Source organism: Streptomyces sp. SID13666 (genome assembly GCF_010548325.1).
Taxonomy (GTDB): domain Bacteria; phylum Actinomycetota; class Actinomycetes; order Streptomycetales; family Streptomycetaceae; genus Actinacidiphila; species Actinacidiphila fildesensis.
Genome location: NZ_JAAGLX010000010.1, coordinates 118,893 through 141,002 on the forward strand (window position 1 = coordinate 118,893; position 22,110 = coordinate 141,002).

At 70.6% G+C, this 22,110-nt stretch carries 21 protein-coding genes and 3 tRNA genes; 13 read left to right on the top strand and 11 right to left on the bottom strand.

Going from position 1 to position 22,110, the window contains the following annotated elements:
* Nucleotides 1–104: 104 nt before the first annotated feature.
* The 3 genes from G3I60_RS16230 to G3I60_RS16240 all read left to right on the top strand — a co-directional run bounded on the left by G3I60_RS16230 (nt 105) and on the right by G3I60_RS16240 (nt 4,536).
* Nucleotides 105–1,829: a hypothetical protein gene (locus G3I60_RS16230; RefSeq protein ID WP_138355836.1), complete on the top strand. Its 1,725-nt coding sequence runs from the start codon at nt 105–107 to the stop codon at nt 1,827–1,829.
* Nucleotides 1,830–1,995: 166 nt separating this feature from the next.
* Complete coding sequence (locus G3I60_RS16235; RefSeq protein WP_164295158.1) at nt 1,996–3,534, top strand: N,N-dimethylformamidase beta subunit family domain-containing protein; 1,539 nt, start codon at nt 1,996–1,998, stop codon at nt 3,532–3,534.
* Nucleotides 3,535–3,636: 102 nt separating this feature from the next.
* The gene (locus G3I60_RS16240; protein WP_138355834.1) at nt 3,637–4,536 is read left to right on the top strand and encodes a phosphoribosylaminoimidazolesuccinocarboxamide synthase; all 900 of its coding nucleotides are present in this window, start codon (nt 3,637–3,639) and stop codon (nt 4,534–4,536) included.
* A gap of 157 nt (nt 4,537–4,693) precedes the next feature.
* Here G3I60_RS16240 and G3I60_RS16245 read toward each other — a convergent pair.
* The 8 genes from G3I60_RS16245 to G3I60_RS16280 all read right to left on the bottom strand — a co-directional run bounded on the left by G3I60_RS16245 (nt 4,694) and on the right by G3I60_RS16280 (nt 9,283).
* Nucleotides 4,694–4,766, bottom strand: a tRNA-Gly gene (locus G3I60_RS16245).
* 33 nt (nt 4,767–4,799) lie between these two features.
* Nucleotides 4,800–5,444 carry a response regulator transcription factor gene (locus tag G3I60_RS16250; protein WP_138355833.1) on the bottom strand — a complete coding sequence of 215 codons (645 nt, stop codon included), beginning with the start codon at nt 5,442–5,444 and terminating at the stop codon, nt 4,800–4,802.
* A complete protein-coding gene (locus G3I60_RS16255; RefSeq protein WP_164295157.1) occupies nt 5,441–6,721 on the bottom strand; it encodes a histidine kinase in 1,281 nt (426 codons plus the stop codon). The genes G3I60_RS16250 and G3I60_RS16255 overlap by 4 nt, the downstream gene beginning before the upstream one ends.
* A 20-nt stretch (nt 6,722–6,741) precedes the next feature.
* On the bottom strand, nt 6,742–7,566 hold the full coding sequence (locus G3I60_RS16260) for an ABC transporter permease (protein ID WP_138355831.1): 825 nt from the start codon (nt 7,564–7,566) through the stop codon (nt 6,742–6,744).
* Nucleotides 7,563–8,489, bottom strand: a complete 927-nt coding sequence (locus G3I60_RS16265) for an ABC transporter ATP-binding protein (protein ID WP_164295156.1) — start codon at nt 8,487–8,489, stop codon at nt 7,563–7,565. Before G3I60_RS16265 ends, G3I60_RS16260 begins: the two co-directional genes overlap by 4 nt.
* 154 nt (nt 8,490–8,643) lie before the next feature.
* Nucleotides 8,644–8,716, bottom strand: a tRNA-Gly gene (locus G3I60_RS16270).
* A 58-nt stretch (nt 8,717–8,774) separates the two neighbouring features.
* A tRNA-Gly gene (locus G3I60_RS16275) sits at nt 8,775–8,846 on the bottom strand.
* 119 nt (nt 8,847–8,965) lie between these two features.
* Nucleotides 8,966–9,283 carry an Lsr2 family protein gene (locus tag G3I60_RS16280; RefSeq protein ID WP_138355829.1) on the bottom strand — a complete coding sequence of 106 codons (318 nt, stop codon included), beginning with the start codon at nt 9,281–9,283 and terminating at the stop codon, nt 8,966–8,968.
* 355 nt (nt 9,284–9,638) lie between these two features.
* Between G3I60_RS16280 and purS the strand changes: the two genes are divergently transcribed.
* The 4 genes from purS to G3I60_RS16300 all read left to right on the top strand — a co-directional run bounded on the left by purS (nt 9,639) and on the right by G3I60_RS16300 (nt 13,762).
* Nucleotides 9,639–9,884 carry a phosphoribosylformylglycinamidine synthase subunit PurS gene (purS, locus tag G3I60_RS16285; RefSeq protein ID WP_138355828.1) on the top strand — a complete coding sequence of 82 codons (246 nt, stop codon included), beginning with the start codon at nt 9,639–9,641 and terminating at the stop codon, nt 9,882–9,884.
* A gap of 56 nt (nt 9,885–9,940) precedes the next feature.
* Nucleotides 9,941–10,615, top strand: a complete 675-nt coding sequence (purQ, locus tag G3I60_RS16290) for a phosphoribosylformylglycinamidine synthase subunit PurQ (protein ID WP_164607389.1) — start codon at nt 9,941–9,943, stop codon at nt 10,613–10,615.
* Nucleotides 10,612–12,861 (top strand): phosphoribosylformylglycinamidine synthase subunit PurL, encoded by a 2,250-nt coding sequence (gene purL, locus G3I60_RS16295; protein ID WP_138355826.1) that lies wholly within the window; start codon nt 10,612–10,614, stop codon nt 12,859–12,861. Before purQ ends, purL begins: the two co-directional genes overlap by 4 nt.
* A gap of 100 nt (nt 12,862–12,961) precedes the next feature.
* Nucleotides 12,962–13,762 carry a PIG-L deacetylase family protein gene (locus tag G3I60_RS16300; protein ID WP_164607333.1) on the top strand — a complete coding sequence of 267 codons (801 nt, stop codon included), beginning with the start codon at nt 12,962–12,964 and terminating at the stop codon, nt 13,760–13,762.
* A gap of 458 nt (nt 13,763–14,220) precedes the next feature.
* Here G3I60_RS16300 and G3I60_RS16305 read toward each other — a convergent pair whose 3' ends face one another.
* Together G3I60_RS16305 and G3I60_RS16310 are read right to left on the bottom strand one after the other, a co-directional pair.
* The gene (locus G3I60_RS16305; RefSeq protein ID WP_138355824.1) at nt 14,221–14,577 is read right to left on the bottom strand and encodes a hypothetical protein; all 357 of its coding nucleotides are present in this window, start codon (nt 14,575–14,577) and stop codon (nt 14,221–14,223) included.
* Nucleotides 14,578–15,628: 1,051 nt separating this feature from the next.
* Entirely contained in the window at nt 15,629–16,090 is a 462-nt protein-coding gene (locus G3I60_RS16310) for an ATP-binding protein (protein WP_138355823.1), read from the bottom strand.
* 245 nt (nt 16,091–16,335) lie between these two features.
* Here G3I60_RS16310 and G3I60_RS16315 point away from each other — a divergent pair, with 245 nt between their 5' ends.
* The 6 genes from G3I60_RS16315 to purM all read left to right on the top strand — a co-directional run bounded on the left by G3I60_RS16315 (nt 16,336) and on the right by purM (nt 21,466).
* On the top strand, nt 16,336–17,196 hold the full coding sequence (locus G3I60_RS16315) for a helix-turn-helix transcriptional regulator (RefSeq protein ID WP_164607335.1): 861 nt from the start codon (nt 16,336–16,338) through the stop codon (nt 17,194–17,196).
* Between the two features lie 5 nt (nt 17,197–17,201).
* A complete protein-coding gene (locus tag G3I60_RS16320; RefSeq protein WP_164607337.1) occupies nt 17,202–17,405 on the top strand; it encodes a DUF397 domain-containing protein in 204 nt (67 codons plus the stop codon).
* 64 nt (nt 17,406–17,469) lie between these two features.
* Nucleotides 17,470–17,673, top strand: coding sequence for a DUF4177 domain-containing protein (locus tag G3I60_RS16325; protein ID WP_138355820.1), 204 nt, complete (start codon nt 17,470–17,472; stop codon nt 17,671–17,673).
* 69 nt (nt 17,674–17,742) lie between these two features.
* The gene (locus G3I60_RS16330) at nt 17,743–18,546 is read left to right on the top strand and encodes a maleylpyruvate isomerase family mycothiol-dependent enzyme (RefSeq protein WP_164607340.1); all 804 of its coding nucleotides are present in this window, start codon (nt 17,743–17,745) and stop codon (nt 18,544–18,546) included.
* A gap of 210 nt (nt 18,547–18,756) precedes the next feature.
* Nucleotides 18,757–20,274, top strand: coding sequence for an amidophosphoribosyltransferase (gene purF / locus G3I60_RS16335; protein ID WP_138355818.1), 1,518 nt, complete (start codon nt 18,757–18,759; stop codon nt 20,272–20,274).
* A gap of 124 nt (nt 20,275–20,398) precedes the next feature.
* Entirely contained in the window at nt 20,399–21,466 is a 1,068-nt protein-coding gene (gene purM, locus G3I60_RS16340) for a phosphoribosylformylglycinamidine cyclo-ligase (RefSeq protein ID WP_138355817.1), read from the top strand.
* 109 nt (nt 21,467–21,575) lie between these two features.
* On the opposite strand, the gene G3I60_RS16345 is transcribed toward purM, so the two are convergent.
* Nucleotides 21,576–21,833, bottom strand: coding sequence for a DUF3073 domain-containing protein (locus G3I60_RS16345; RefSeq protein ID WP_138355816.1), 258 nt, complete (start codon nt 21,831–21,833; stop codon nt 21,576–21,578).
* Between the last annotated feature and the right edge of the window lie 277 nt (nt 21,834–22,110).

Consider the following 22,110-nt stretch of genomic DNA (forward strand, 5'->3'; position numbering starts at 1 on the left):
GTGCGGCAAGTAGCCGTACAGACATTGCGATGTCCGTGGGCGGTGCGACAGTGGGATAAGCCGCCGACGGCGGTCCTGACAGTGAGACGGGGGTGAGCCGCCCGATGGCTGGAGAAACAGGTGAGGGAGTCGCACGCTCCCGTGCGCTGGCGGTGCTGCGGATCCGCAGCACCGCGCTCGCCGTGGCGCTGCTGCCCGCCGCAGCCGCCGTCGTCCTGCTCGTGGGCGGCGCCACCGGGCGGATCGGCGACAGCTGGGACGCGCTGCGGTGGTCGGTGGTCGGCGGAGCGCTGGTGGTGCTGGTGCTCGCGGGCGCCGTCGCCGCCGTCGTCGTCCGGGCCCGCCCCGCGGTCAGCCCGACGGTCCCGGTCGCCGAATCGTCGGCCCCCGACCTGTACCGGATGGTCCATGACCTCGCGGTCCGCCTCCAGGTCCCCACGCCCTCCTCGATAGAGCTCACCCCGGACTGCGACAGCTGGCTGGAGGACCGCCGCCCGGACGGAGCGGGCGCGGGCCGCTGGGGCCGCCGCCGGGAGCCGGCCGCGCCGGTGCTGGTGATCGGCTCGCCCTTCATGTGGTGGATGCGGGTCGCCGAGCTGCGTGCCCTGCTCGCCCCCGTCGTGGCCGGCACCGGACCGTCCGCCGACCCGGACATAGCCGCGGCCCGGCGCTTTATCCGGGGTCTGGACGCCGCAGCCGGCGTCGCCTCGGCGCGTTCACGCGGTCTCGTGTGGCCCGCGTACGCCTTCCTCGGCTGGGTCGCGCGGCTGCTGCTGCGCGGCTGCCGGGCGCATGCCGCCGAGATGGAGCGCGGCGTGGCCGCGTCCGCCTCGGAGCGCGCCCAGGCGGTGGACTACGGGCTGCGGATCGTCGCCCAGGAGCAGGTCGGCCTCGCCTACGCGGGCTGGGACCGGCTGCTGACGAGGGTCGCGCTGCCCGCCTGGCGGATGGGCCGCTGGCCGTCCCGGCTCGACGCCGGAGTGGTGGCCGCGCTCACCGATCTGTCCCGCCGCGACCGGCTGGCCGAGGGCTTCGAGTCCCGGCTGGGCGAGCGCCCCGCCTGCGATCTGCTCGAAGAGCCCGGCACCGTCGACGAGGCGGCCTCCCTGCTGGCGGCCCGGCTCTTCCACGGCGGCCCCGAGGGCCACGGCCCGGACTGGTCGCCGGTCGACTGGGACTCGTACCCCGAGGAGGTCGTGGACCGCATATGGCGTTCCGAGGCCGCCCTGCTGATCAGGGTGCTGGACGAGCCGGGCAGCGCCGTACCGCGCCCCGAGCGCGACCGGCCCGCGGTCATCACCGTGCAGACCGCCGAGCACACCGCGGAGAGCCGCGCCGGCGCCGGGCTGCTGATGGGCGCCCAGGCCGCCCGCCAGGCGGCCGTGGCCGGCTCCGTGGACTTTCCCGACGAGCCCGGCCGGGCCACCATCGCCCGGGTGATCGACCGGCTCTCCCGGGGCGGCAGCGAGGAGCTGGCGGCCCGGATCACCGGCCATGTCGCCCGCGAGGAAGCGGCCCGCGACGCCAACCGGACCCCCGCCACCGGCACCTCCCTCGCCCCGGTCTACCAACTGCTCCCGCCCCGCACCGGCCGCGAGCTGCTCACCGAACACGTCACCGCGATGGTCTGCTGCGCCGCCGTCGACACCGCGGGCGCCACGGCCGGCCTCGACTGGCTGGACGGGCCCGCCCTGCTCGTCAACGGCTCCCGCCGGGCGGACCTCGCGTGGCCGGTGCTGCGCCTCGTGGAGAACGGTGACGCGGCTCCGCTGCGCTCCTGGCTCACCGCGGTCGGCGTCCGGCTGGAGAAGCCCGTCCGCCTCGTCTGACACAGGGGCCACGCCGCACCCGCCGGATGACAGTTTCTGCCCCACTCGGAGCGAAACTGTTCCGATTATTCGCCACGAACAGTAACCAGGGGAGTGCGTTATGTGATGTGCTGGGTTCGGACGCGTGGGACTCGACCCGGGGGCGTGGCGAAGAAGGGGGGCACACGTGGGGACGGAGCAGATCCGGCGCTGGCAGTCGGGAGCGCTCGCGCATGGGGTGACCGACCCGTTCGGACAGGGCCCGTTACCGTGGCTGCGCGGCGCCGAGCAGTATCTGGACGACGAGGGGAACGTGGTCCCCTGGTACGTCGACCTCTCGGTGAGCCGCGGCGAGGCACCGGCCCGCCCGCAGGTACCGGGCCCGCGCACCGCCGATGACGTGCGCTGCCAGGTCAAGGGCTTCGCCTCGGCCGGCGCGGTCGCCCCGGGCGCGGCCATCGACTTCCGGGTGACCGTGGACCCGCCCCAGCAGTTCACCGTCGACATCTACCGCATCGGCCACTACGGCGGTGACGGCGCGTGCCACATGACGGCCAGCCCGCGGCTCTCCGGCATCGTCCAGTCGGCCCCGCTCGCCGCCGGCCGCACCGTCTCCTGCCATCACTGGTGGCAGTCCTGGCGGCTGCAGGTGCCGGGGTACTGGAAGACCGGCGCCTATGTGGCGGTGCTCACCACCGCCGACGGGTACCGCAGCCATATCCCGTTCACCGTCCGTGACGCACGCCCGCCGACCCCGCGCCGGTACCCGACCAAGGAGCCGCCGCACGCCCCCGCGCTCGACGCGGACCTGCTGCTGGTGATGCCCGACGTCACCTGGCAGGCGTACAACCTGTACCCGGAGGACGGCAGGACCGGCGCCAGCCTCTATCACGCGTGGGACGCCGAAGGCCGGCTGCTCGGCGAGGAGGAGGCGCCCGCCACGGTCTCCTTCGACCGTCCCTACGCGGGCGCGGGGCTGCCGCTGCACGTCGGCCACGCCTACGACTTCATCCGCTGGGCGGAGCGGTACGGCTACGACCTGGCCTACGCGGACGCCCGCGATCTGCACGCCGGCCGCGTCGACCCCTCCCGGTACCGCGGCCTGGTCTTCCCCGGGCACGACGAGTACTGGTCGGTTCCGATGCGCCGCGCCGCCGAGGCCGCCAGGGACGGCGGCACCTCGCTGGTGTTCCTCTCCGCCAACTCCATGTACTGGCAGGTCGAACTGGGCCCCTCGCCGGCCGGTGAGCCCGACCGGCTGCTGACCTGCCGCAAGCGCCGCGGCGACGCCCGCGGCCGCAGCGCCCTGTGGCGGGACCTGGGCGAGCCGGAACAGCTGCTGCTGGGCGTGCAGTACGCCGGCCGCGTCCCCGAACCCGCCCCGCTCGTCGTCCGCAACGCCGACCACTGGCTGTGGGAGGCCACCGGCGCGGCCGAGGGGGACGAGATCGAGGGCCTGGTCGCGGGTGAGGCGGACCGCTACTTCCCGCGCACCGCGCTGCCCGAGTCCACCGACCGGATCCTGCTCGCGCACTCGCCGTACGAGGACGCCGACGGCCGCCGCCGCCATCAGGAGACGTCGCTGTACCGGGCACCGAGCGGCGCCTATGTCTTCGCCTCCGGCACCTTCGCCTGGTCCCCGGCGCTGGACCGTCCGCACTATGTGGACCCCCGGATCCAGCGCGCCACGGCCAACCTCCTGGACCGGATCTGCAAGCACGATTAGGTTCCGATGGGTTCCGACCTGCCCGCTCGGCCGGACCCTGTCGGGTTGCACCCTCCCTCGTGCGGGAGAATCGGGAGCTGAGCCGCCGAGTGGGGAGGACCCATGTCCGGATTCGTTGAGAAACCCGTACCCGTCCAGGTGCCGGGACTGGTGCACCTGCACACCGGTAAGGTCCGCGACCTGTACCGGAACGCGGCCGGTGAACTGGTGATGGTGGCCAGCGACCGTACGTCCGTGTACGACTGGGTGGTGCCCACCGAGGTCCCCGACAAGGGCCGGATCCTCACCCAGCTGTCGCTGTGGTGGTTCGACCAGCTCGCCGACCTGGTTCCCAACCACGTCATCTCCACCGACGTCCCGGCCGGCGCCCCCGCCGACTGGGCCGGCCGCACCATGGTCTGCAAGTCGCTGCGGATGATCCCGGTCGAGTGCGTGGCCCGCGGCTACCTCACCGGCTCCGGCCTCGTCGAGTACGACGCGCACCGCACCGTCTGCGGCCTCGCGCTCCCCGAGGGCCTCGTCGACGGCTCGGAGCTGCCCGCGCCGATCTTCACGCCCGCCACCAAGGCCGAGGTCGGTGAGCACGACGAGAACGTCTCCTACGAGGAGGCGGCCCGTCAGGTCGGCGCCGAGACCGCGGCCCTGCTGCGCCAGACGACCCTCGCGGTCTACAGCCGGGCCCGCGATGTCGCCCGGGACCGCGGCATCATCCTGGCGGACACCAAGTTCGAGTTCGGCTTCGACGGTGACGAGCTCGTCATCGGCGACGAGGTGCTCACCCCGGACTCCTCGCGCTTCTGGCCGGCCGATCAGTGGAAGCCCGGCCGGACCCAGCCGTCCTTCGACAAGCAGTTCATCCGCAACTGGCTGACGTCCCCCGCCTCCGGCTGGGACAAGAACAGCGAACTGCCCCCGCCGCCGCTGCCGCCCGAGATCATCGAGCAGTCCCGCGCCAAGTACATCGAGGCCTACGAGCGCCTCACCGGCACGACCTGGTCCTAGCAGCCGGCTGCCCCAAGTGCCCGGCCGCGCACCCTGCGGCCGGGCACCCGGGCAGCCGCGTACGACGAAGGCCGCGTACGACGAAGGCCGCGTACGACGAAGGCCGCGTACGACGAAGGCCCCGGTGGAGAAATCCACCGGGGCCTTCGTTCTGCTGAGCGGACGACCAGGTTCGAACTGGCGACCTCAACCTTGGCAAGGTTGCGCTCTACCAACTGAGCTACGTCCGCATCGCGCGTGCTGTGTGCTTTGCGCGAGAGCCACTATACCCAACCGCGCTCCCGGGCGATGCGCGCGGCCTCATGACGGTTCTCCGCGGACAGTTTCGTGGCGGCCGAGGAGAGGTAGTTGCGCACCGTTCCCTGGGACAGCGCGGCCCGCCGGGCGATCTCCGCGATCGGCGCGCCGTCGGCCGCCAGATCGAGGACCTCGGCCTCGCGGACGGTCAGCGGGGAGTCCCCGGCGCTGATCGCGTCGGCCGCCAACTCCGGGTCCACGTAACGGCCTCCGGCGTGCACGGTGCGGATGATCTCGGCCAGCCGCTGCGCCGAGACGGTCTTGGGAACGAAGCCCCTGACGCCCGCCGTGAGGGCCCGCTTCAGGTGTCCTGGACGACCGTGACCGGTCACGATCATGGTCCGGCAGCCGGGCAGCTCGGCCCGCAGGGATGTGGCGACCGCCACACCGTCGGCGCCCGGCATCTCCAGATCCAGGACCGCGACATCCGGCCGGTGCGCCCGTGCCATCGCGAGTGCCTCGGGCCCGGAGGCGGCCTCGGCGACGACGAGGATGTCGTCCTCGTAGGACAGCAGCGCGGCGAGCGCGCCGCGGATGAGGTGCTCGTCGTCGGCGAGCAGAACGCGGACGCGCGCCTCGCCGGCCTCACCGGTCCCGATCGGATGCGTCATGCGGCTCCCTCCGTGCTCTGCGAACCTACGGCGGTGGTACCGGGGGCACCGGAAGCGGCTTCCCGGCGTTGCAGCGGCACGCATGCCGTCAGCCGGAACACCCCGCCCGTGTCCGGCTCCGCGGTCAGCGTGCCGCCCAGCGCGCCGACGCGCTCGCGCAGCCCGGTCAGCCCGGTCCCCGGCGTCGTCGGAGCGGCCACGGCGGGGACGGCCACCGCTCCGTCGTTCTCCATGGTCAGTACGGCCGAGCCGGCCGGCTCGACCAGCAGCCGGATGACGCAGCTGCGCGCGTCCCCGTGCCGCAGCACGTTGGTGGTGCCCTCTCGGACCACCCAGGCGATCACGGACTGGACGGCGGGCGACAGCGTCGCCCCGTCGTCGCCCTCGGCCCGGCAGTCGACGCCCGCGGCCCGCAGCACCGACAGCGCGCCCGCCAGCTCCACCTGAAGGTCCACCGACCGGTAGCCGCGGACGACCTCGCGCACGTCGCGCTGCGACTCCCGCGCGATGCGCTGCACCTCCACCATCTGGTCGATGGCCTCGGGCCGCCCCCGCTGGGCGAGTTGGACGGCGAGTTCGCTCTTGAGCGCGATCACCGAGAGATTGCGTCCCATCACATCGTGCAGATCCCGTCCGAACCGCAGCCGCTCCTCCGCGACCGCCAGCCGCGACTGCGCCTCCCGTGCCCGGTCCAGCTCCCACACGACGACCAGGATCCAGGCGGAGCCGCGGTAGGTGAACGCCATGGCGGCGCCCCCCGCCGCCACCGCGACGGCGTAGCCGGTGGTCTCACCCGCCGGCAGTCCCGCCGCCGCCGAGCACACCGCCACCAGTGCGGCCGTACCCATCACGAGCAGCACGATCCGGCGCGGTCGGCGGATGTTCAGCACCGCGGGGCCGATCGCGAAGGCGGTGAAGCCGGAGACGATCTGGACCGCCTCGCCCCCGGGGAGCAGGGTGCCGCGCGCCCGCAGGACCACGACGACCAGCACCGCGAGGGCCGTCGTGGCGCCGGCGGCGGCGAGCAGCCGGGTCGGCCGCTCGCGCCGGCCCAGCGCCCAGTCCAGCACCCGGGACACCAGCACCGCGCACAGCACGGCCTGCCCCAGCAGCGCCCACAGGACGACGCGCGCACCGATCGGACTGTCGGAGCGCTGGACCGCGCCGAGGACCAGGAACACCTCGATCAACGCGAAGGAGTACAGCGACCACCGCGTGTAGAGCTCGAAGCGGGCCGGATCGCTGCGCCGCTCCCACCATCCCGTCAGCTTCGGCACGGTCGTCCCCCTGGGCCTGGTCAGCGACGTGGTTCCCAGCGGAACCACCGGCGTACAGCAAACACCGCGAGCGCGGTCCAGGCCACCGCGAGCCCCAGCGTGCGCAGGATCTCGCCCGCCCCGGCGCCGCCCAGCCAGCCGAACCGTACGAGGTCGGTGACGGGCGTCACGGGCAGCAGCCGGCACAGATCGTGGGCCCAGCCGGGCAGCAGTTCCACCGGTACGAAGAGCCCGGATCCGATGAGCGACACCATGAACAGCGGCAGGGTGGTCAACTGCGCCACCTCCACACTCCGGGTGAAGACGGTCGAGACGGCCGCCAGCGCGGCCAGCAGCAGCACCCCCAGCAACACGCCCGCGACGAGTAGTTCCGGCCGCCGGGGAGCCGGCAGGTCCAGCAGCAGCGCACCGGTGGCGATCAGCGCCGTGCACTGCGCGAGCGCCACGGCGGCCGCCGGGAGGGCCGTCCCGGCCAGGATCTCCAGATCCGACGGTTCCCCGGTCCGCAGCCGCTTGAGCACCAGCTCCTCGCGCCGCGCCACATAGGCGGTCACCAGGTTGTAGTAGACGACGAGGAGCAGGATGACGCCGATGCCGCCGCTCATCGTCTGGGCGTTGCGGGTCAGTCCGGCTTCCCTGAGGTCGTGGGTCGGGACCACGGAACGCGTCGCCCAGACCATGCCGACCGGTAGCAGCAGCGCGGTGTACATCGCCGTCCGGTTGCGCCACAGCAAGGTGAGCTCGGCCCGGCCGAGCGCCACCAGCCGCGTACGGCTCCGGGTCCGTGGGCCCGTCGCCGGCACCGTGCCCGTTCCCTTCAGCGTTCCCGTACGCGTCGTGCTCATCGTGCGTCCCCCTTCGCGATGTCCATGAACGCCTCTTCCAGCGACGCGTGCCGCGCGTCGAGTCCGAGGAGCTGTACGTCCCTGTCGCGCGCCCACGTCAGCAGTTCCAGCAGGTCCTCCTGCAGCCGTTCGGTCCGCACCTCGATCCGGCGCCCGTCGGCGGCCGACGGGACGGACAGCGGCAGCCGGTCCGGCGTCACGCCCTCCGGCAGAGTGAAGTGGATCCGGGCCGGCCGGGCCGCCGTCACCTCGGCGGGGGTGCCGGTCGCGACGATCCGTCCGCCGCGCATGATCGCCAGCCGGTCGGCGAGGCCCTCGGCCTCCTCCAGGTAGTGCGTGGTGAGCAGGACGGTCGTGCCCCGGTCCCGCAGCTCGCGCACCAGTTGCTGGGTCTCATGGCGGCCCTCCGCGTCGAGCCCGGTGGTCGGCTCGTCCAGGAAGAGCACTTCGGGACGGCCGAGCAGCGCCATCGACAGGTCCAGGCGCCGCCGTTCACCGCCCGACAGCTGTTTGACGCGCACCTTGTGGCGGGTGCCGAGGCCCACCATCTCCAGCGCCTCGCCGACCGGCCGGGCCCCGGTCGTGCAGCCGGCCCACATACGGGCGGTTTCGGCCACCGTCAGGTCGGAAGGAAACCCGCCCTCCTGGAGCATTACGCCCATCCGCGGCCGCACCAGCGCCCGCTCCCGGTAGGGATCGTGCCCCAGCACCCTGACCTGCCCGCCGCTCGGCCTGGCCAGCCCCTCCAGCACCTCGACGATGGAGGTCTTGCCCGCCCCGTTGGTCCCCAGCAGCGCGAAGAGCTCGCCGCGCGCCACCGTGAACGTCACTCCGCGTACCGCCTCGAATTGACCGTCATATCGGCGGCGCAATCCGGCGACATCGATCACCTTCTCGTGCGTGTCCCCGCTGTACGTGTCCATATATCCAGCGTTCCGCCGGCCGGGACGTGCGGGCAGTGCGCGGTGTCATCGCCATTGATGACGAATGTCATGAAGCGCCCGTGTCGCCGACGCGAAGAAGGCGGAAACAATGAAGTCCCCGGTCGGAGATCCGACCGGGGACTTCATTGAACTGAGCGGACGACCAGGTTCGAACTGGCGACCTCAACCTTGGCAAGGTTGCGCTCTACCAACTGAGCTACGTCCGCACCGCGCTGTTGCGCAGGACTACTCTACCCGATCCATTGGACCGGTCAGAACAGTCAGAGCGGGTGACAGGGATCGCACACTGCGCCTCCCCCCTGGAAGGGGGGCGCTCTACTACTGAGCTACACCCGCGTGACTATCGACGACCTGGTCTTTCGACCCTGCCCTCGGCGTGCTCCAAACAGTAGCGGAACACAGGGGGTGCCTGTCCAGTCGGTAGGGCGCAAGATCACGGACGGACGCCCTCCGGCTCAACTCGCTTCGTTGAACGCCTCGTAGACCTTCTTCGGGATGCGGCCGCGCGGCGGCACGTCGAAGCCGTTGGACCGGGCCCACGCGCGCACCGCGGCCGGGTCGGGCGCGACGGCCGTGCGCTTGTAGACCTTTCCCGAGCGGGCGTGCTTCCGGCCGGCGCCGACATACGGCGACAGAGCGCTCCGCAGCTTGTCGGCATTGACCGCCGACAGGTCGATCTCGAAGGACTTTCCGTCGATCCCGAAAACGATCGTCTCCGCTGCCTCGCCGCCGTCGAGATCGTCGGAGAGGCTGACCACTACGCGCTGCGCCATGGGTGTCGGTCCTTTCGTGCGGAATCGGCTTCTGCCGGCCTCCTGGCTACCACTGATCAACGACTGATCTGCGGCTGAGCTGGGTCGATGCGATGAAGCCGACAAGTCGGGGACAATAAGTTTTCATTTGTACGATGCCATGCATTACGTCGGGAAGCCGGAGGATTATTCCTCCGCGTGTCCCGTCGCAATCGGGACCCTACGTTTCTTGAAACGCATCCCCTAGAGAATCGCACGGCCGATACTTAAACGTGATGAGCGTCAACCGGCGGAGAACAGGATATCTACCCGCGTAGATTTTTGCGACGGGTACGCTGAAGTCACTTCACGCACCACCACAACACCGGGAGTGCCAGTGGCACGCGTCGTAGTCGACGTCATGCTCAAGCCGGAGATCCTCGACCCCCAGGGCCAGGCGGTGCACCGTGCACTGCCGCGTCTCGGGTTCGAAGGGATCGCGGACGTCCGCCAGGGAAAGCGCTTTGAACTCGAGGTCGAGGGGCCGGTCGACGACGCCGCCCTCGCCCGCATCCGGGAGATGGCCGAAACCTTCCTTGCCAACACCGTCATCGAGGACTTCTCCGTGAAGGTGGAGTCGTGACCGCCCGCCCGTCACCCACCGCCACCCCAAACGAAGGCCCTCCGGGCCGCTGGAACATTCGAGTCGGCGTCGTCACCTTCCCCGGAACGCTCGACGACCGCGACACCCAGCGCGCGATCCGCGTCGCCGGTGCCGAGCCGGTGCCGCTGTGGCACCGCGACAAGGACCTCCACCAGGTCGACGCGGTCGTCCTGCCCGGCGGTTTCTCCTACGGCGACTACCTGCGGGCCGGCGCGATCTCGCGCTTCTCCCCCGTCATGGAGTCGGTCATCGCGGGCGCCAGGGACGGTCTTCCGGTCCTCGGCATCTGCAACGGCTTCCAGGTGCTGACCGAATCGCACCTGCTGCCCGGCGCGATGCTCCGCAACAACCACCTGCACTTCATCTGCCGCGACCAGAAGCTGCGGGTGGAGAACGCGGACACCGCCTGGACCGCCGATTACTCGGCCGGCCAGGAGATCTCCATCCCGCTGAAGAACATCGACGGCCGCTATGTGGCCGACGAGCGGACGCTGGACGAACTGGAAGCCGAGGGCCGCGTGGTCTTCCGCTACCTCGACGTCAATCCCAACGGCTCGCTGCGCGACATCGCCGGCATCTCCAACGCCGCGGGAAACGTCGTCGGCCTCATGCCGCACCCCGAGCACGCCGTCGAGCCGCTGATCGGCACCGGTCGCACCGACGGTCTGGGATTCTTCACCTCGATCCTGAAGAAGCTGGTCACCGCATGACCCTCGATACCGTCACGAACGCCGAAAAGACCCCCGAGGCCGACCAGCCCTGGGCCGAACTCGGCCTCAAGCCCGACGAGTACGCGCGCATCCGCGAGATCCTCGGCCGCCGCCCGACCGGCGCCGAACTCGCGATGTACTCCGTCATGTGGTCCGAGCACTGCTCGTACAAGAGCAGCAAGGTCCACCTGAAGCAGTTCGGCGAGAAGGCCCCCGAGAACGACGCCATGCTCGTCGGCATCGGCGAGAACGCCGGCGTCGTCGATGTCGGCCAGGGCTACGCGGTCACCTTCAAGGTCGAGTCGCACAACCACCCCTCGTACATCGAGCCCCACCAGGGCGCGGCCACCGGCATCGGCGGCATCGTCCGCGACATCCTCGCGATGGGTGCCCGGCCGGTCGCGGTCATGGACCCGCTGCGCTTCGGTGCCGCGGACCACCCCGACACCAAGCGCGTACTGCCCGGCGTCGTGTCCGGCATCGGCAGCTACGGCAACTGTCTGGGCCTGCCGAACATCGGTGGCGAGGTCGTCTTCGACGCCTGCTACCAGGGCAACCCGCTCGTCAACGCGCTCTGCGTCGGCGTCATGAAGCACGAGGACATCCACCTCGCCAAGGCGTCCGGCGCCGGCAACAAGGTCATCCTCTACGGCGCCCGCACCGGCGGCGACGGCATCGGCGGCGTCTCGGTCCTCGCCTCGGAGACCTTCGACGACGCCAAGCCCAGCAAGCGCCCCGCCGTCCAGGTCGGCGACCCGTTCCAGGAGAAGCTCCTCATCGAGTGCACCCTGGAGATCTTCAAGGCCGACCTCGTCGACGGCATCCAGGACCTCGGCGGCGCGGGCCTGTCCTGCGCCACCTCCGAGCTGGCCTCGGCCGGCTCCGGCGGCATGCGCGTCGAGCTCGACACCGTCCACCTGCGCGACTCCTCCCTCTCGCCCGAGGAAATCCTCATGAGCGAGTCCCAGGAGCGCATGTGCGCGATCGTCGAGCCCGGCAAGGTCGCGCGCTTCCTCGAGATCTGCGAGAAGTGGGACGTCATCGCCACCGTCATCGGTGAGGTCACCGACGGCGAGCGGCTGGAGATCTTCTGGCACGGCGAGCAGATCGTCGACGTCCCGCCGCGCACCGTCGCCCACGAGGGCCCGGTCTACGACCGCCCGTACGCTCGTCCGTCCTGGCAGGACGCCCTCCAGGCCGACGACGCGAACAAGCTCGCCCGCCCGGCGGGCGGTGATGAACTGCGCCGCCAGGTGCTGGCCCTCGTCTCGTCGCCGAACCAGGCGTCGAAGTCCTGGATCACGGACCAGTACGACCGGTTCGTGCAGGGCAACACGGTGCTGTCGCACCCCGAGGACTCGGGCATGGTCCGCATCGACGAGGACACCAACCTCGGCGTCGCCATCGCCACCGACGGCAACGGCCGCTTCACCAAGCTCGACCCGTACACCGGCGCGCAGCTCGCGCTGGCGGAGGCGTACCGCAACGTCGCCGCCACCGGCGCCAAGCCGCTCGCCATCTCGGACTGCCTCAACTTCGGTTCCCCCGAGGACCCGGACGTCATGTGGCAGTTCGCCGAGGCCACCCGCGGTCTGGCCGACGGCTGTCTGATCCTGGGCACCCCGGTCACCGGCGGCAACGTCTCGCTCTACAACCAGACCGGTGACGTCGCCATCCACCCGACCCCCGTGGTCGCGGTGCTCGGCGTCATCGACGACGTCAACCGCCGTACGCCGATGGCGTTCGCGGAAGAGGGCCAGCTCCTCTACCTCCTCGGTGACACCAAGGAAGAACTGGGCGGCTCCGCCTGGTCCGAGGTCGTCCACAGCCACCTCGGCGGCCTGCCGCCCGCGGTGGACCTGGAGCGCGAGCGGCTGCTCGGCGAGATCCTCATCGCCGGCTCCCGCGACGGTATGATCGACGCAGCGCACGACCTCTCGGACGGAGGCCTCATCCAGGCCGTCACCGAGTCGTGCCTGCGCGGCGGCAAGGGCGCCCGTATCGTCGTCCCGGACGACCTCGACCCGTTCGTCTTCCTCTTCAGCGAGTCGGCCGGCCGCGCGGTCGTCGCCGTCCCGCGCAGCGAGGAGCTCCGCTTCAACGACATGTGCGGCGCGCGGGGCCTCCCGGCCGCGCGCATCGGTGTCGTGGACGGCGAGACGATCGAGATCCAGGACCAGTTCACGATCCCGCTGAGCGAGCTGAAGCAGGCGCACGAGGCGACGATCCCGGCTCTGCTGGCCTGAGACCGCCTCTCGGCTCGGCCCCGGCTCCTCTTCCGAGGAGCCGGGGCCGAGCCGTTCGCATGCCTGCCGGCGCCTGCCAGGGCCTGTCAGGATGGCCGGGATGACGACGATTCTCGCGTTCCATGCCCATCCGGACGACGAGGTGCTGCTCACCGGCGGCACGCTGGCGCGGTTGGCCGCGGAGGGTCACCGGGTGGTCGTGGCCGTCGCCTGCGACGGGATCATGGGCGAGGCGACCGGCCCGGACGGAACCCTGCGCCTGGACGAACTGCGGGCGAGCGCCGCGCTGCTGGGCGTCGCCCGAGTGGTGCACCTCGGATACGCCGACAGCGGCCACGGCCCCCTGCTGTTCCCGGACCCACCGGACCGGGTGCGCTTCGCCCGCGCGGACGTGGACGAGGCCGCGTCGAAGCTTGCGACCCTGTTGAGTGAGGAGCGGGCCGACGTCCTGCTCAGCTACGACGCCCAGGGCGGCTACGGCCACCGCGACCACGTCCGGGTCCACGAAGTGGGCGCGCGGGCGGCCCGGTTGACGGGCACCCGCGTCCTGGAGGCGACGCTGCCGCGCGAGCCCATCGACCGGGTGTTCCGTGCGCTGCGCCTCCTCCGGGTGCCGGTCCGCTACGACCCGGAGGTCATGCGCACGTCCTTCACCCCGCGAGCGGCGATCACCCACAGCATCAACGTCCGCCCCTACGCCCAGCAAAAGCGCGCCGCCCTCGCCGCCCACCGATCCCAAGTGGGAGAGGGCAAAGGCCGCTCGTCGGCACTGTTCCGCCTACTGATCCGCCTCCCGGCACCGATCTTCGGACTGGTGTTGGGGAGAGAGTGGTTCGTCGAGGCGGGGGCGCCGCCGGGGCCGGGGAGGAGCGGGGACCTGTTGGGGGCCGGTAGGGGCTGAGGTCAGATACGGAGTGCTCTTCTGCGGCGCTGCGCACCTTGACCGGGCGGAGGGGGAGGCCCGGCGCTGCGCGCCTGCCAGCGAGGCGGTCCGCTGCGCTCCCCTTGCCGGGTGGTGGGCCGGTCGCCGCCGGAGGTGCCCTGGGAGTGGGGTGCGGGGCGATCCGACGGCCACCGCCGTATCGCCGAGCCCGCTGGGTCTCCAGTCGCACTACCAGCAGGTGATCTGCATGATGTAGACGCGTTCGTGCCGGGGAATGATCTGGCACAGAAACATGCCTCCAGGCACCAGGACGTTCTCGCCCCTGGGGGAGGCGTCTTGGTGGGTTGTGCCGTCAAGGTAGAGAGCCTCTGCCGCACGGACCAGTTCGTCGGCACGCTTTTCCACGGCGGCAACCAGGGCGGGCGGTGCCCCACCGATGACGTGTTCTTCGTTCGGGTCGTACTCCCAGCACCAATTCATCCGGCCACTGCCGCGCGTGCCTCTTCGGTCAAGGCGACGATTTCGTCCATGGCCGCACGCCAGGCTGGATCTTCTCTGGGGAGAGTCTGAGCCGCTCGCTCCGCCTTGCGCCGCCGCTCGGAGAGGTCCGGGCGACGCTCGATTTCGACTTCGCCTGACCAGATCAGCAGCCACATCCGAATAGGGCCGAGCGCGTCGTGCTGGGCAGCCATGGAGAACGCTTCGTTCTTCTGGCGCTCCATCTCCTCCAGCCGGTGCGGTGCGATCCGGGCGAGGGCGACCCGTAGAGCGTCAGGGGTTCGCTCGGGCCTGGGGATCAGCTCTCCGCCAGGGTGCTCGGGCTGCGTACTCATGGTCGTCTCCTCGGGTCGCACGAGCCACGGTACGCCAGCCAGAATCGTCGGAGCGGGAGGAACCGTCGCCTCCGTGAGGAGCCTCGGACTCCAAGGTTGTACCGGTCACGCTCAGCTCGCCGCACGATTTTCGGCGACGTTACCCCGAAGGAAAGGCACTCCAGAGCCTGAACCCGGGCCACGAACGACTGGTTGAGACCCGGACGGCGCGGCTCGGTCTGTGCGTGGGGAGAGAACGAAGGGGTGGGGAAGGGCGTGCCTGCTGGCGACGGCAGTGCGTATTGCTCCGGCGGTTCTTCGTGGCACGGCGGGTGGGTGGCTGAGGTCAGAGCGATACGGAGTGCTTTCTGCGGCGCTGCGCACCTTGACCGGGCGGAGGGGGAGGCCCGGCGCTGCGCGCCTGCCAGCGAGGCGGTCCGCTGCGCTCCCCTTGGCGGGTGGTGGGCCGGTCGCGGCCGGAGGTGCCCTGGGGGTGGGGCGTTTGAGGGGCCTTCGCAGGGGGCCGGGTTCGCTTCGCGCCACGGGCATGGCGCATGGGGGCGTGGTGGATTCAGGCGGGCCGCAGTTGGCGGGCTCTCGGACGGTGCCGGGCTCGCTTCGCGCCCCGGGCGGGGTGGTGGGCCGTGCGGTGCGCCTCCGGTTGACGTTTTGATCCGCTCTTCTCCCGGCGAAGTGGGGTGGCTGTGACACCTGGTGTTCCGTGGGACCTGTGAGGTGGTTTTTGAGTTGATGTGGATCACTAAGGGCGGTCAAAACTCAACATGCCGGGGCTGCGGCCACACAGTTCGTTCCCTTGGGAGCGGCCGGAGTTCGAGAGGCGGGGTGCGCCCCAACCCGCCGGGCCGTGCTGCCTCGTCGGCCGCAGCTCCCCTCCACCCCGCCCGGGGAGCGCAGCGGACCGGAATCCCTCCGCCTCGCCGGGCCGCGCAACGGACCGCTTCCCTGGCAGGCGCGCAGCGCCGGGGCCTCCCCTCCGCCCGGTCAAGGTGCGCAGCGCCGCAGAAGAGCACTTCGCACTGCTCTGACCTCAGCCACCGCCCGCCCGTTCCGGTTACGCGGCAGCGGACCCCGCCGCGATGTCCGCCCACACGAGCTTCCCCGCGAGCCCGAAGGGCTCCTCCCCGAGCAGGTGGCACCCCCACGCCGCCGCGAGCCCGGTGACCAGCCACATGCCGCGCCCGTGTTCGGCCTCGTCCGTGACGGTCAGGAACTCCGGCTTCGCGGGACTGGTGTCCCACACCCCGAGCCGCAGGTTTCTCTCCCGCCAGTGCAGTCGCAGACTGACCGGCCCGCTGGAGTGCTCCAGCGCGTTCGCGACGAGTTCGGCCGCGACGAGCTGCGCCACTTCGATCATCGGCGCCAGCCCGTACGCGTTGAGCACCGCTCTGAGCGTGCAGCGCGCGATGCCGGCGCCGCGCAGGTCGTGCGGGATCTGGAGCGAGTAGTCCCACTCGTCGTCGGCGCCCGCGCCCTCACCGGGCGGGGTTCGAGGGGGTTCGTCCTTCGCGTTCATGCGGCTCTCCGAACGGTTCTGGGAAACGCCCCCACGCGGTGGCCTGTCGCCCCTCCCGTGCCGGAGGCATGGGTGTAGCGATGCGCTGCCGTCTGATTGCGAGCGTGCGCCGTGTGATGGACGCATCACCGACGGTAGGGGGCATGTATGCTCCGTGGCAAGTTTGCGGACGGGGGATCAAGTGTTCTGGTGGCAGGCCGACTTGGGCGCACGGGACACTTGGACGAGCAGGAGAGGAAGGTGCCATGCCCGCAAGGGACGTCCCCACCGCACGTCAGGTACGGCTCGGAACCGAGCTCCGAAAGATGCGCGACAGGGCAGGCAAGACCGCCCGGGAGGCCGCCGGGCTGCTCGGCAACGACCAGGCGAAGATCTCGCACATGGAATCCGGCCGGATCGGCATCAGCGAGGAGCGGATCCGCCGCTTGGCGGCGTTCTATTCGTGCGACGACGAGACGCTGATCGACGCGCTCTGTGCCATCGCCAAGGAGCAGCGCGGCCAGGGCTGGTGGGACGAGTACCGGGGCGTCCTGCCGCCCGGTTTCGTCGACATAGCGGAACTGGAACATCACGCCACGTACCTGAGGTCGCTCCAGGCGCTCACTCTGCCGGGGCTCTTCCAGACCGAGGACTACGCCCGCACGATTTTCGCCGGTGGCATTCCGCGCATGCCCGAATCAGAGGTCGCTGTCCGGGTGGAGCACCGTTTGCGACGGAGAGCGATCTTCCAGCGTGCTTCGCCGCCCTCGTACGAAGCGATCATCCACGAGGCCGCGCTGCGCATGAGGTTCGGTGGCGCGCAGATCACATCCGCGCAGCTCGAACACCTTCTGGAGGTCGCCCACTGGCCCACGGTGACGGTGCGAGTCATTCCGTTCACCAACGAGACGTTCATCGAGGCGACGCAGACCGTGCTCTATGCGGGCGGGATCGCCGCCGAGCTCGACACTGTTCAGATCGACAGTCCCTTCGGCGGGTACTTCCTGGACTCGGAGGCCCAACTCGACAAATATCGGGCCTTCTTCAACGCTGGCGAGAAGGCGTCGCTCGACCCGAAGAAGTCGATCTCGTTCATCCGACAGATTGCACGGGAACTGCGAGACTGACCGGCATGACCTCATCGTTGCAGTGGCAGAAGTCCTCCTTCTCGGGAGCCGGCGGCGAGAACTGCGTAGAGCTGGCGGCCGCCGTCAACGGAACCGTCCTCCTCCGGGAAAGCGAAGCGCCCGGCGTTGTCCTCTCCACCACCCCCGCCCGCTTCGCGGCCTTCCTCGACGTCCTCAAGGCCGGCGGATCCGCCCCCGCCGCCCCGTAATCCCGCGGGAGCGTGGTTGGGTGGCGGCGGACGGATTCCGTACGTACGCACGAGGGGCTGGGCCATGTTCGAGTACAAGGTTGTTTCGTTCCGCGAATCGCTGATCGGTGACGCGCTGGACGGCGACAAGTTGGAGAAGACGCTCAACAAGCACGCCGGTGACGGCTGGGCGCTGAAGTCGATCACCGCGGCCGACGTCAAGGGCCGCATCGGCCCCGGCGCCGTCGAGGGTCTGCTGCTGACCTTCGAGCGCCCCCGCCAGGGCTGAGTCCGGGGCCGGGCCCCGGGCGGTGAAAGCCCGGGGACAACCCGGGGGGAGCCCCCTAGGCTCGGAGGCATGACGTCAGCCGGTCGCCGTGCCCGTAGTTATGACCCTGCCAGGACGCGTGCCGCGCTCGTCGCGCAGGTGGGGGCGGTGCGGGTGGCGGTGCGTTCGTTGACGGACGAGCAGTTGGGGTTGCCCTCCGGGCTGCCCGGGTGGGATGTGCGGCTGCTGGTGGCGCATATCGTGCGGCAGATCGATGCCGTCCGGTTGCTGCTCGGCGAGCCCGTGCCGGATCCGGTGCCTCCGGTCACCGGGTTGTCGGTGTGGGCGGTGTCCACCGCCGCCATCGCGGACCGGCTGGACGCTTCGACGCGGGAGACCGCCGCCGGCATCACCGACGTCAAGCACGCGCTCGACGCGGCCGCCGAGCGGATCGAGCCCTTCCTGGACGAGGCGGTCCGGGCGGACCGGATCGTTCCGCATGTGTTCGGGGCGATGCGGGCGCTGGACATGACCGTCACCCGGCTCGTGGAGCTGGTGGTGCACGGCGACGATCTGGCGCGCGCCACCGGTGTGGAGGTGGTGCACGACCGGCAGGCCGTCGCGGCCGTCACCCGGCTGCTGGCCGACGCGCTGGCGGTCAAGGCGCCCGGGAACTCCGTCGAGGTCCGCATTCCGCCGTATGCGGCCGTTCAGTGCGTGGAGGGGCCCCGGCACACCCGGGGCACGCCGCCGAACGTCGTCGAGACCGATCCCCTGACGTGGATCCGGCTCGCCACCGGCCGGACCGACTGGAAGACCGCGCTCCACGCCGCCGCCGTCTCGGCGAGCGGGGAGCGGGCCGATCTCGGTCCCTATCTCCCGGTCCTCGGCTGAGCCACCACCAGCGCTCGGCTGAGCGGGTCCGCAGGGCCCCCGTCCCCACCACCCCGTAGTGGGGTGCTCACACGGTGTCCGCTCAGGGCCCGTAAAGCACGTGATCCTCGCCTCACCTGCGGTGAGACACCCGTGGTCACACCCGTGATCGCGGGGTTCGCGGTCCGTCGCCCGTTCGGACGCGGGTCGAATCTGCCTTAGACTCGCTGTGTGCCTCGTGGTGATGGACGACTCAACCACGACCTGCTCCCCGGCGAGAAGGGCCCCCAGGACGCTTGCGGCGTCTTTGGTGTCTGGGCCCCCGGCGAAGAGGTCTCCAAGCTCACCTATTTCGGTCTGTACGCCCTGCAGCACCGCGGACAGGAGTCCGCGGGCATCGCTGTGAGCAATGGCTCCCAGATCCTGGTCTTCAAGGACATGGGGCTTGTTTCCCAGGTCTTCGACGAGACCTCCCTCGGCTCTCTGACCGGCCATATCGCCGTCGGTCACGCCCGCTACTCGACCACCGGTGCCTCGGTGTGGGAGAACGCCCAGCCCACCTTCCGTGCCACCGCCAACGGGTCGATCGCGCTCGGTCACAACGGCAACCTGGTCAACACGGCGGAGCTCGCCGAGATGGTCGCCGACCTGCCCCAGGGCAATGGCCGGGCCACGCGGGTGGCCGCCACCAACGACACCGACCTGGTGACAGCGCTGCTGGCCGGACAGGTCGACGAGGACGGCAAGCCGCTCTCCGTCGAACTCGCCGCCGGCAAGGTGCTGCCTCTGGTCAAGGGTGCTTTCAGCCTTGTCTTCATGGACGAGCACACGCTGTACGCGGCGCGTGACCCGCAGGGCATCCGCCCGCTGGTGCTCGGCCGGCTGGAGCGCGGCTGGGTCGTCGCCTCGGAGTCCGCCGCCCTCGACATCTGCGGTGCCAGCTTCGTCCGGGAGATCGAGCCCGGCGAACTGATCGCGATCGACGAGAACGGTCTGCGGACCACCCGGTTCGCCGAGGCCAAGCCCAAGGGCTGCATCTTCGAGTACGTGTACCTGGCGCGCCCTGACACCGACATCGCGGGCCGGAACGTCTATCTGTCCCGGGTGGAGATGGGCCGCAAGCTCGCCGCCGAGGCCCCCGTCGAAGCCGATCTGGTGATACCGACTCCGGAGTCCGGCACGCCGGCCGCCGTCGGCTACGCCGAGGCGAGCGGAATCCCGTACGGCACCGGCCTGGTCAAGAACTCGTACGTCGGCCGGACCTTCATCCAGCCGTCGCAGACCATCCGGCAGCTGGGTATCCGGCTCAAGCTGAACCCGCTCAAGGACGTCATCCGCGGCAAGCGCCTGATCGTCGTGGACGACTCGATCGTCCGCGGCAACACCCAGCGCGCACTGGTGCGGATGCTCCGTGAGGCGGGGGCCGCCGAGGTCCACATCCGGATCTCGTCGCCGCCGGTCAAGTGGCCGTGCTTCTTCGGCATCGACTTCGCGACCCGCGCCGAACTGATCGCCAACGGCATGTCCGTCGAGGAGATCGGCAAGTCGCTGGGCGCGGACTCGCTCGCGTACATCTCGCTGGACGCGATGGTCGAGGCGACGACGATCGCCAAGCCGAACCTGTGCCGCGCCTGCTTCGACGGTGTCTACCCGATGGATCTGCCCGACCCGGAGCTGCTCGGCAAGCAGCTCCTGGAGAGCGAGCTGGCCGGTGGCACCGACGCCGCCGACGCGCTGCGCCGTCCGTAGTCGGGCAAACTCGGACTACTGCCGTGACGCTCCACCCGGGAGTCGGCGCCCGTGAAACCGGCTCCCCTGATCGCCGCCCCGGCGATCGCACCGCATCTACTCGACGACGTGAAAGTTCCCAGCCATGCCTGAGAATACCGGCGCCAGCTACGCCTCCGCCGGCGTGGACATCGAAGCGGGCGACCGCGCTGTGGGCCTGATGAAGCAGTGGGTCAAGAAGGCCACCCGGCCCGAGGTCGTGGGCGGCCTCGGCGGGTTCGCCGGACTCTTCGACGCCTCCGCGCTCAAGCGCTACGAGCGGCCGCTGCTCGCCTCCGCCACGGACGGCGTCGGCACGAAGGTCGACATCGCCCGCCGGATGGGCGTCTACGACACGATCGGCCACGACCTGGTCGGCATGGTCGTGGACGACCTGGTCGTGTGCGGCGCCGAGCCGCTCTTCATGACCGACTACATCTGCGTCGGCAAGGTCTACCCGGAGCGGGTCGCGGCGATCGTCAAGGGCATCGCCGAGGGCTGTGTCCTGGCCGGCTGCGCGCTGGTCGGCGGCGAGACCGCCGAGCACCCGGGCCTGCTGGGCCCGGACGACTTCGACGTCGCGGGCGCCGGTACCGGTGTGGTCGAGGCCGACGAGGTGCTGGGCGCGGATCGTATCCGTTCGGGTGACGCGGTGATCGCGATCGAGTCGTCGGGACTTCACTCCAACGGGTACTCGCTGGTGCGCCACGTCTTCTTCGACCGGGCCGGCTGGGAGCTGGACCGGGACGTTCCGGAGTTCGGCCGGACCCTCGGCGAGGAGCTGCTGGAGCCGACCAAGATCTACTCGCTGGACTGCCTGGCGCTCACCCGGCTCGCCCCGGTGCACGCGTTCTCGCACATCACCGGCGGCGGTCTGGCCAACAACCTGGGCCGCGTGATCCCGGACCACCTGCACGCCACCGTCGACCGTTCGACCTGGCGGCCGGACCCGGTCTTCACCACCGTCGGTGAGCTGGGCGGGGTGGAGCGGCTGGAGCTGGAGAAGACGCTGAACATGGGCGTCGGCATGATCGCCGTCGTGCCGCAGGACTCGGTGGATGTGGCGCTCGCCACTCTCGCCGACCGCGGTGTGGAGGCATGGGTGAGTGGCGAGGTCGTCGAACGCGGTGACCACGCCGAGGCCGTGACCCTGACCGGCGACTACGCGAAGTAGCCAGGTCCGGGCGCCTGGGGTCTGTCCAGCGGACAGGCCCTAGGCACCATGGGCCATGACGAAACCCGGTCCGGGGCGGGCCCCGGACCGGGTCTGTAGAAGTGCAGCGTCAAGAGTGACGACGTTGCGGCGAGGGCTCGGAGTCCTCGTCGTCGTCATCATCGTTGTAACGACTCGCGTACTGTGCGTACGGATCGTCGTCGTCGTTCTCGTCGTCATCGTCCACAACAGGCTCCGGCGGAAGTACCGGAAGTGGTGACGATGCGCCCAGCTCGTCGGCCAGACGTGTCAGATCTGTACCGCCGCTGTTGTACTTCAGCTGGCGGGCGACCTTCGTCTGCTTGGCCTTGGCCCGGCCGCGCCCCATGGCTCGACCCCCTCAACGGCGGGGCTCGATGGCCCCGAGTCTTGACACGCGTTCATGAATCGGAGCGGTCTCTCCGGGGAGGGACCGGTCCGTAGGCCCTCAACGGTACCTGCTTCCGGAGCCGCACGGTACGTCGCCCGCACGACGCGCGTCGGAGCGGGAGCCGAAGTGGGCCCTGTCCTGGCTGGTCAGCCGTGATTTTACCCGGTTCTAGCGCGAACTTGCTATCGCGTCGTGCGTTCGGTCACCCACCGCGTCAGCGGGTGGACCACCGGGC

Coding starts and splice junctions, on each gene's coding strand:
- G3I60_RS16230 (WP_138355836.1), top strand. CDS start 105: ATGGCTGGAGAAACAGGTGAGGGAGTCGCACGCTCCCGTGCGCTGGCG.
- G3I60_RS16240 (WP_138355834.1), top strand. CDS start 3,637: ATGTCCGGATTCGTTGAGAAACCCGTACCCGTCCAGGTGCCGGGACTG.
- G3I60_RS16250 (WP_138355833.1), bottom strand. CDS start 5,444: ATGACGCATCCGATCGGGACCGGTGAGGCCGGCGAGGCGCGCGTCCGC.
- G3I60_RS16260 (WP_138355831.1), bottom strand. CDS start 7,566: ATGAGCACGACGCGTACGGGAACGCTGAAGGGAACGGGCACGGTGCCG.
- G3I60_RS16265 (WP_164295156.1), bottom strand. CDS start 8,489: ATGGACACGTACAGCGGGGACACGCACGAGAAGGTGATCGATGTCGCC.
- G3I60_RS16280 (WP_138355829.1), bottom strand. CDS start 9,283: ATGGCGCAGCGCGTAGTGGTCAGCCTCTCCGACGATCTCGACGGCGGC.
- purL (WP_138355826.1), top strand. CDS start 10,612: ATGACCCTCGATACCGTCACGAACGCCGAAAAGACCCCCGAGGCCGAC.
- G3I60_RS16300 (WP_164607333.1), top strand. CDS start 12,962: ATGACGACGATTCTCGCGTTCCATGCCCATCCGGACGACGAGGTGCTG.
- G3I60_RS16305 (WP_138355824.1), bottom strand. CDS start 14,577: ATGAGTACGCAGCCCGAGCACCCTGGCGGAGAGCTGATCCCCAGGCCC.
- G3I60_RS16310 (WP_138355823.1), bottom strand. CDS start 16,090: ATGAACGCGAAGGACGAACCCCCTCGAACCCCGCCCGGTGAGGGCGCG.
- G3I60_RS16315 (WP_164607335.1), top strand. CDS start 16,336: ATGCCCGCAAGGGACGTCCCCACCGCACGTCAGGTACGGCTCGGAACC.
- G3I60_RS16320 (WP_164607337.1), top strand. CDS start 17,202: ATGACCTCATCGTTGCAGTGGCAGAAGTCCTCCTTCTCGGGAGCCGGC.
- G3I60_RS16325 (WP_138355820.1), top strand. CDS start 17,470: ATGTTCGAGTACAAGGTTGTTTCGTTCCGCGAATCGCTGATCGGTGAC.
- G3I60_RS16330 (WP_164607340.1), top strand. CDS start 17,743: ATGACGTCAGCCGGTCGCCGTGCCCGTAGTTATGACCCTGCCAGGACG.
- purM (WP_138355817.1), top strand. CDS start 20,399: ATGCCTGAGAATACCGGCGCCAGCTACGCCTCCGCCGGCGTGGACATC.
- G3I60_RS16345 (WP_138355816.1), bottom strand. CDS start 21,833: ATGGGGCGCGGCCGGGCCAAGGCCAAGCAGACGAAGGTCGCCCGCCAG.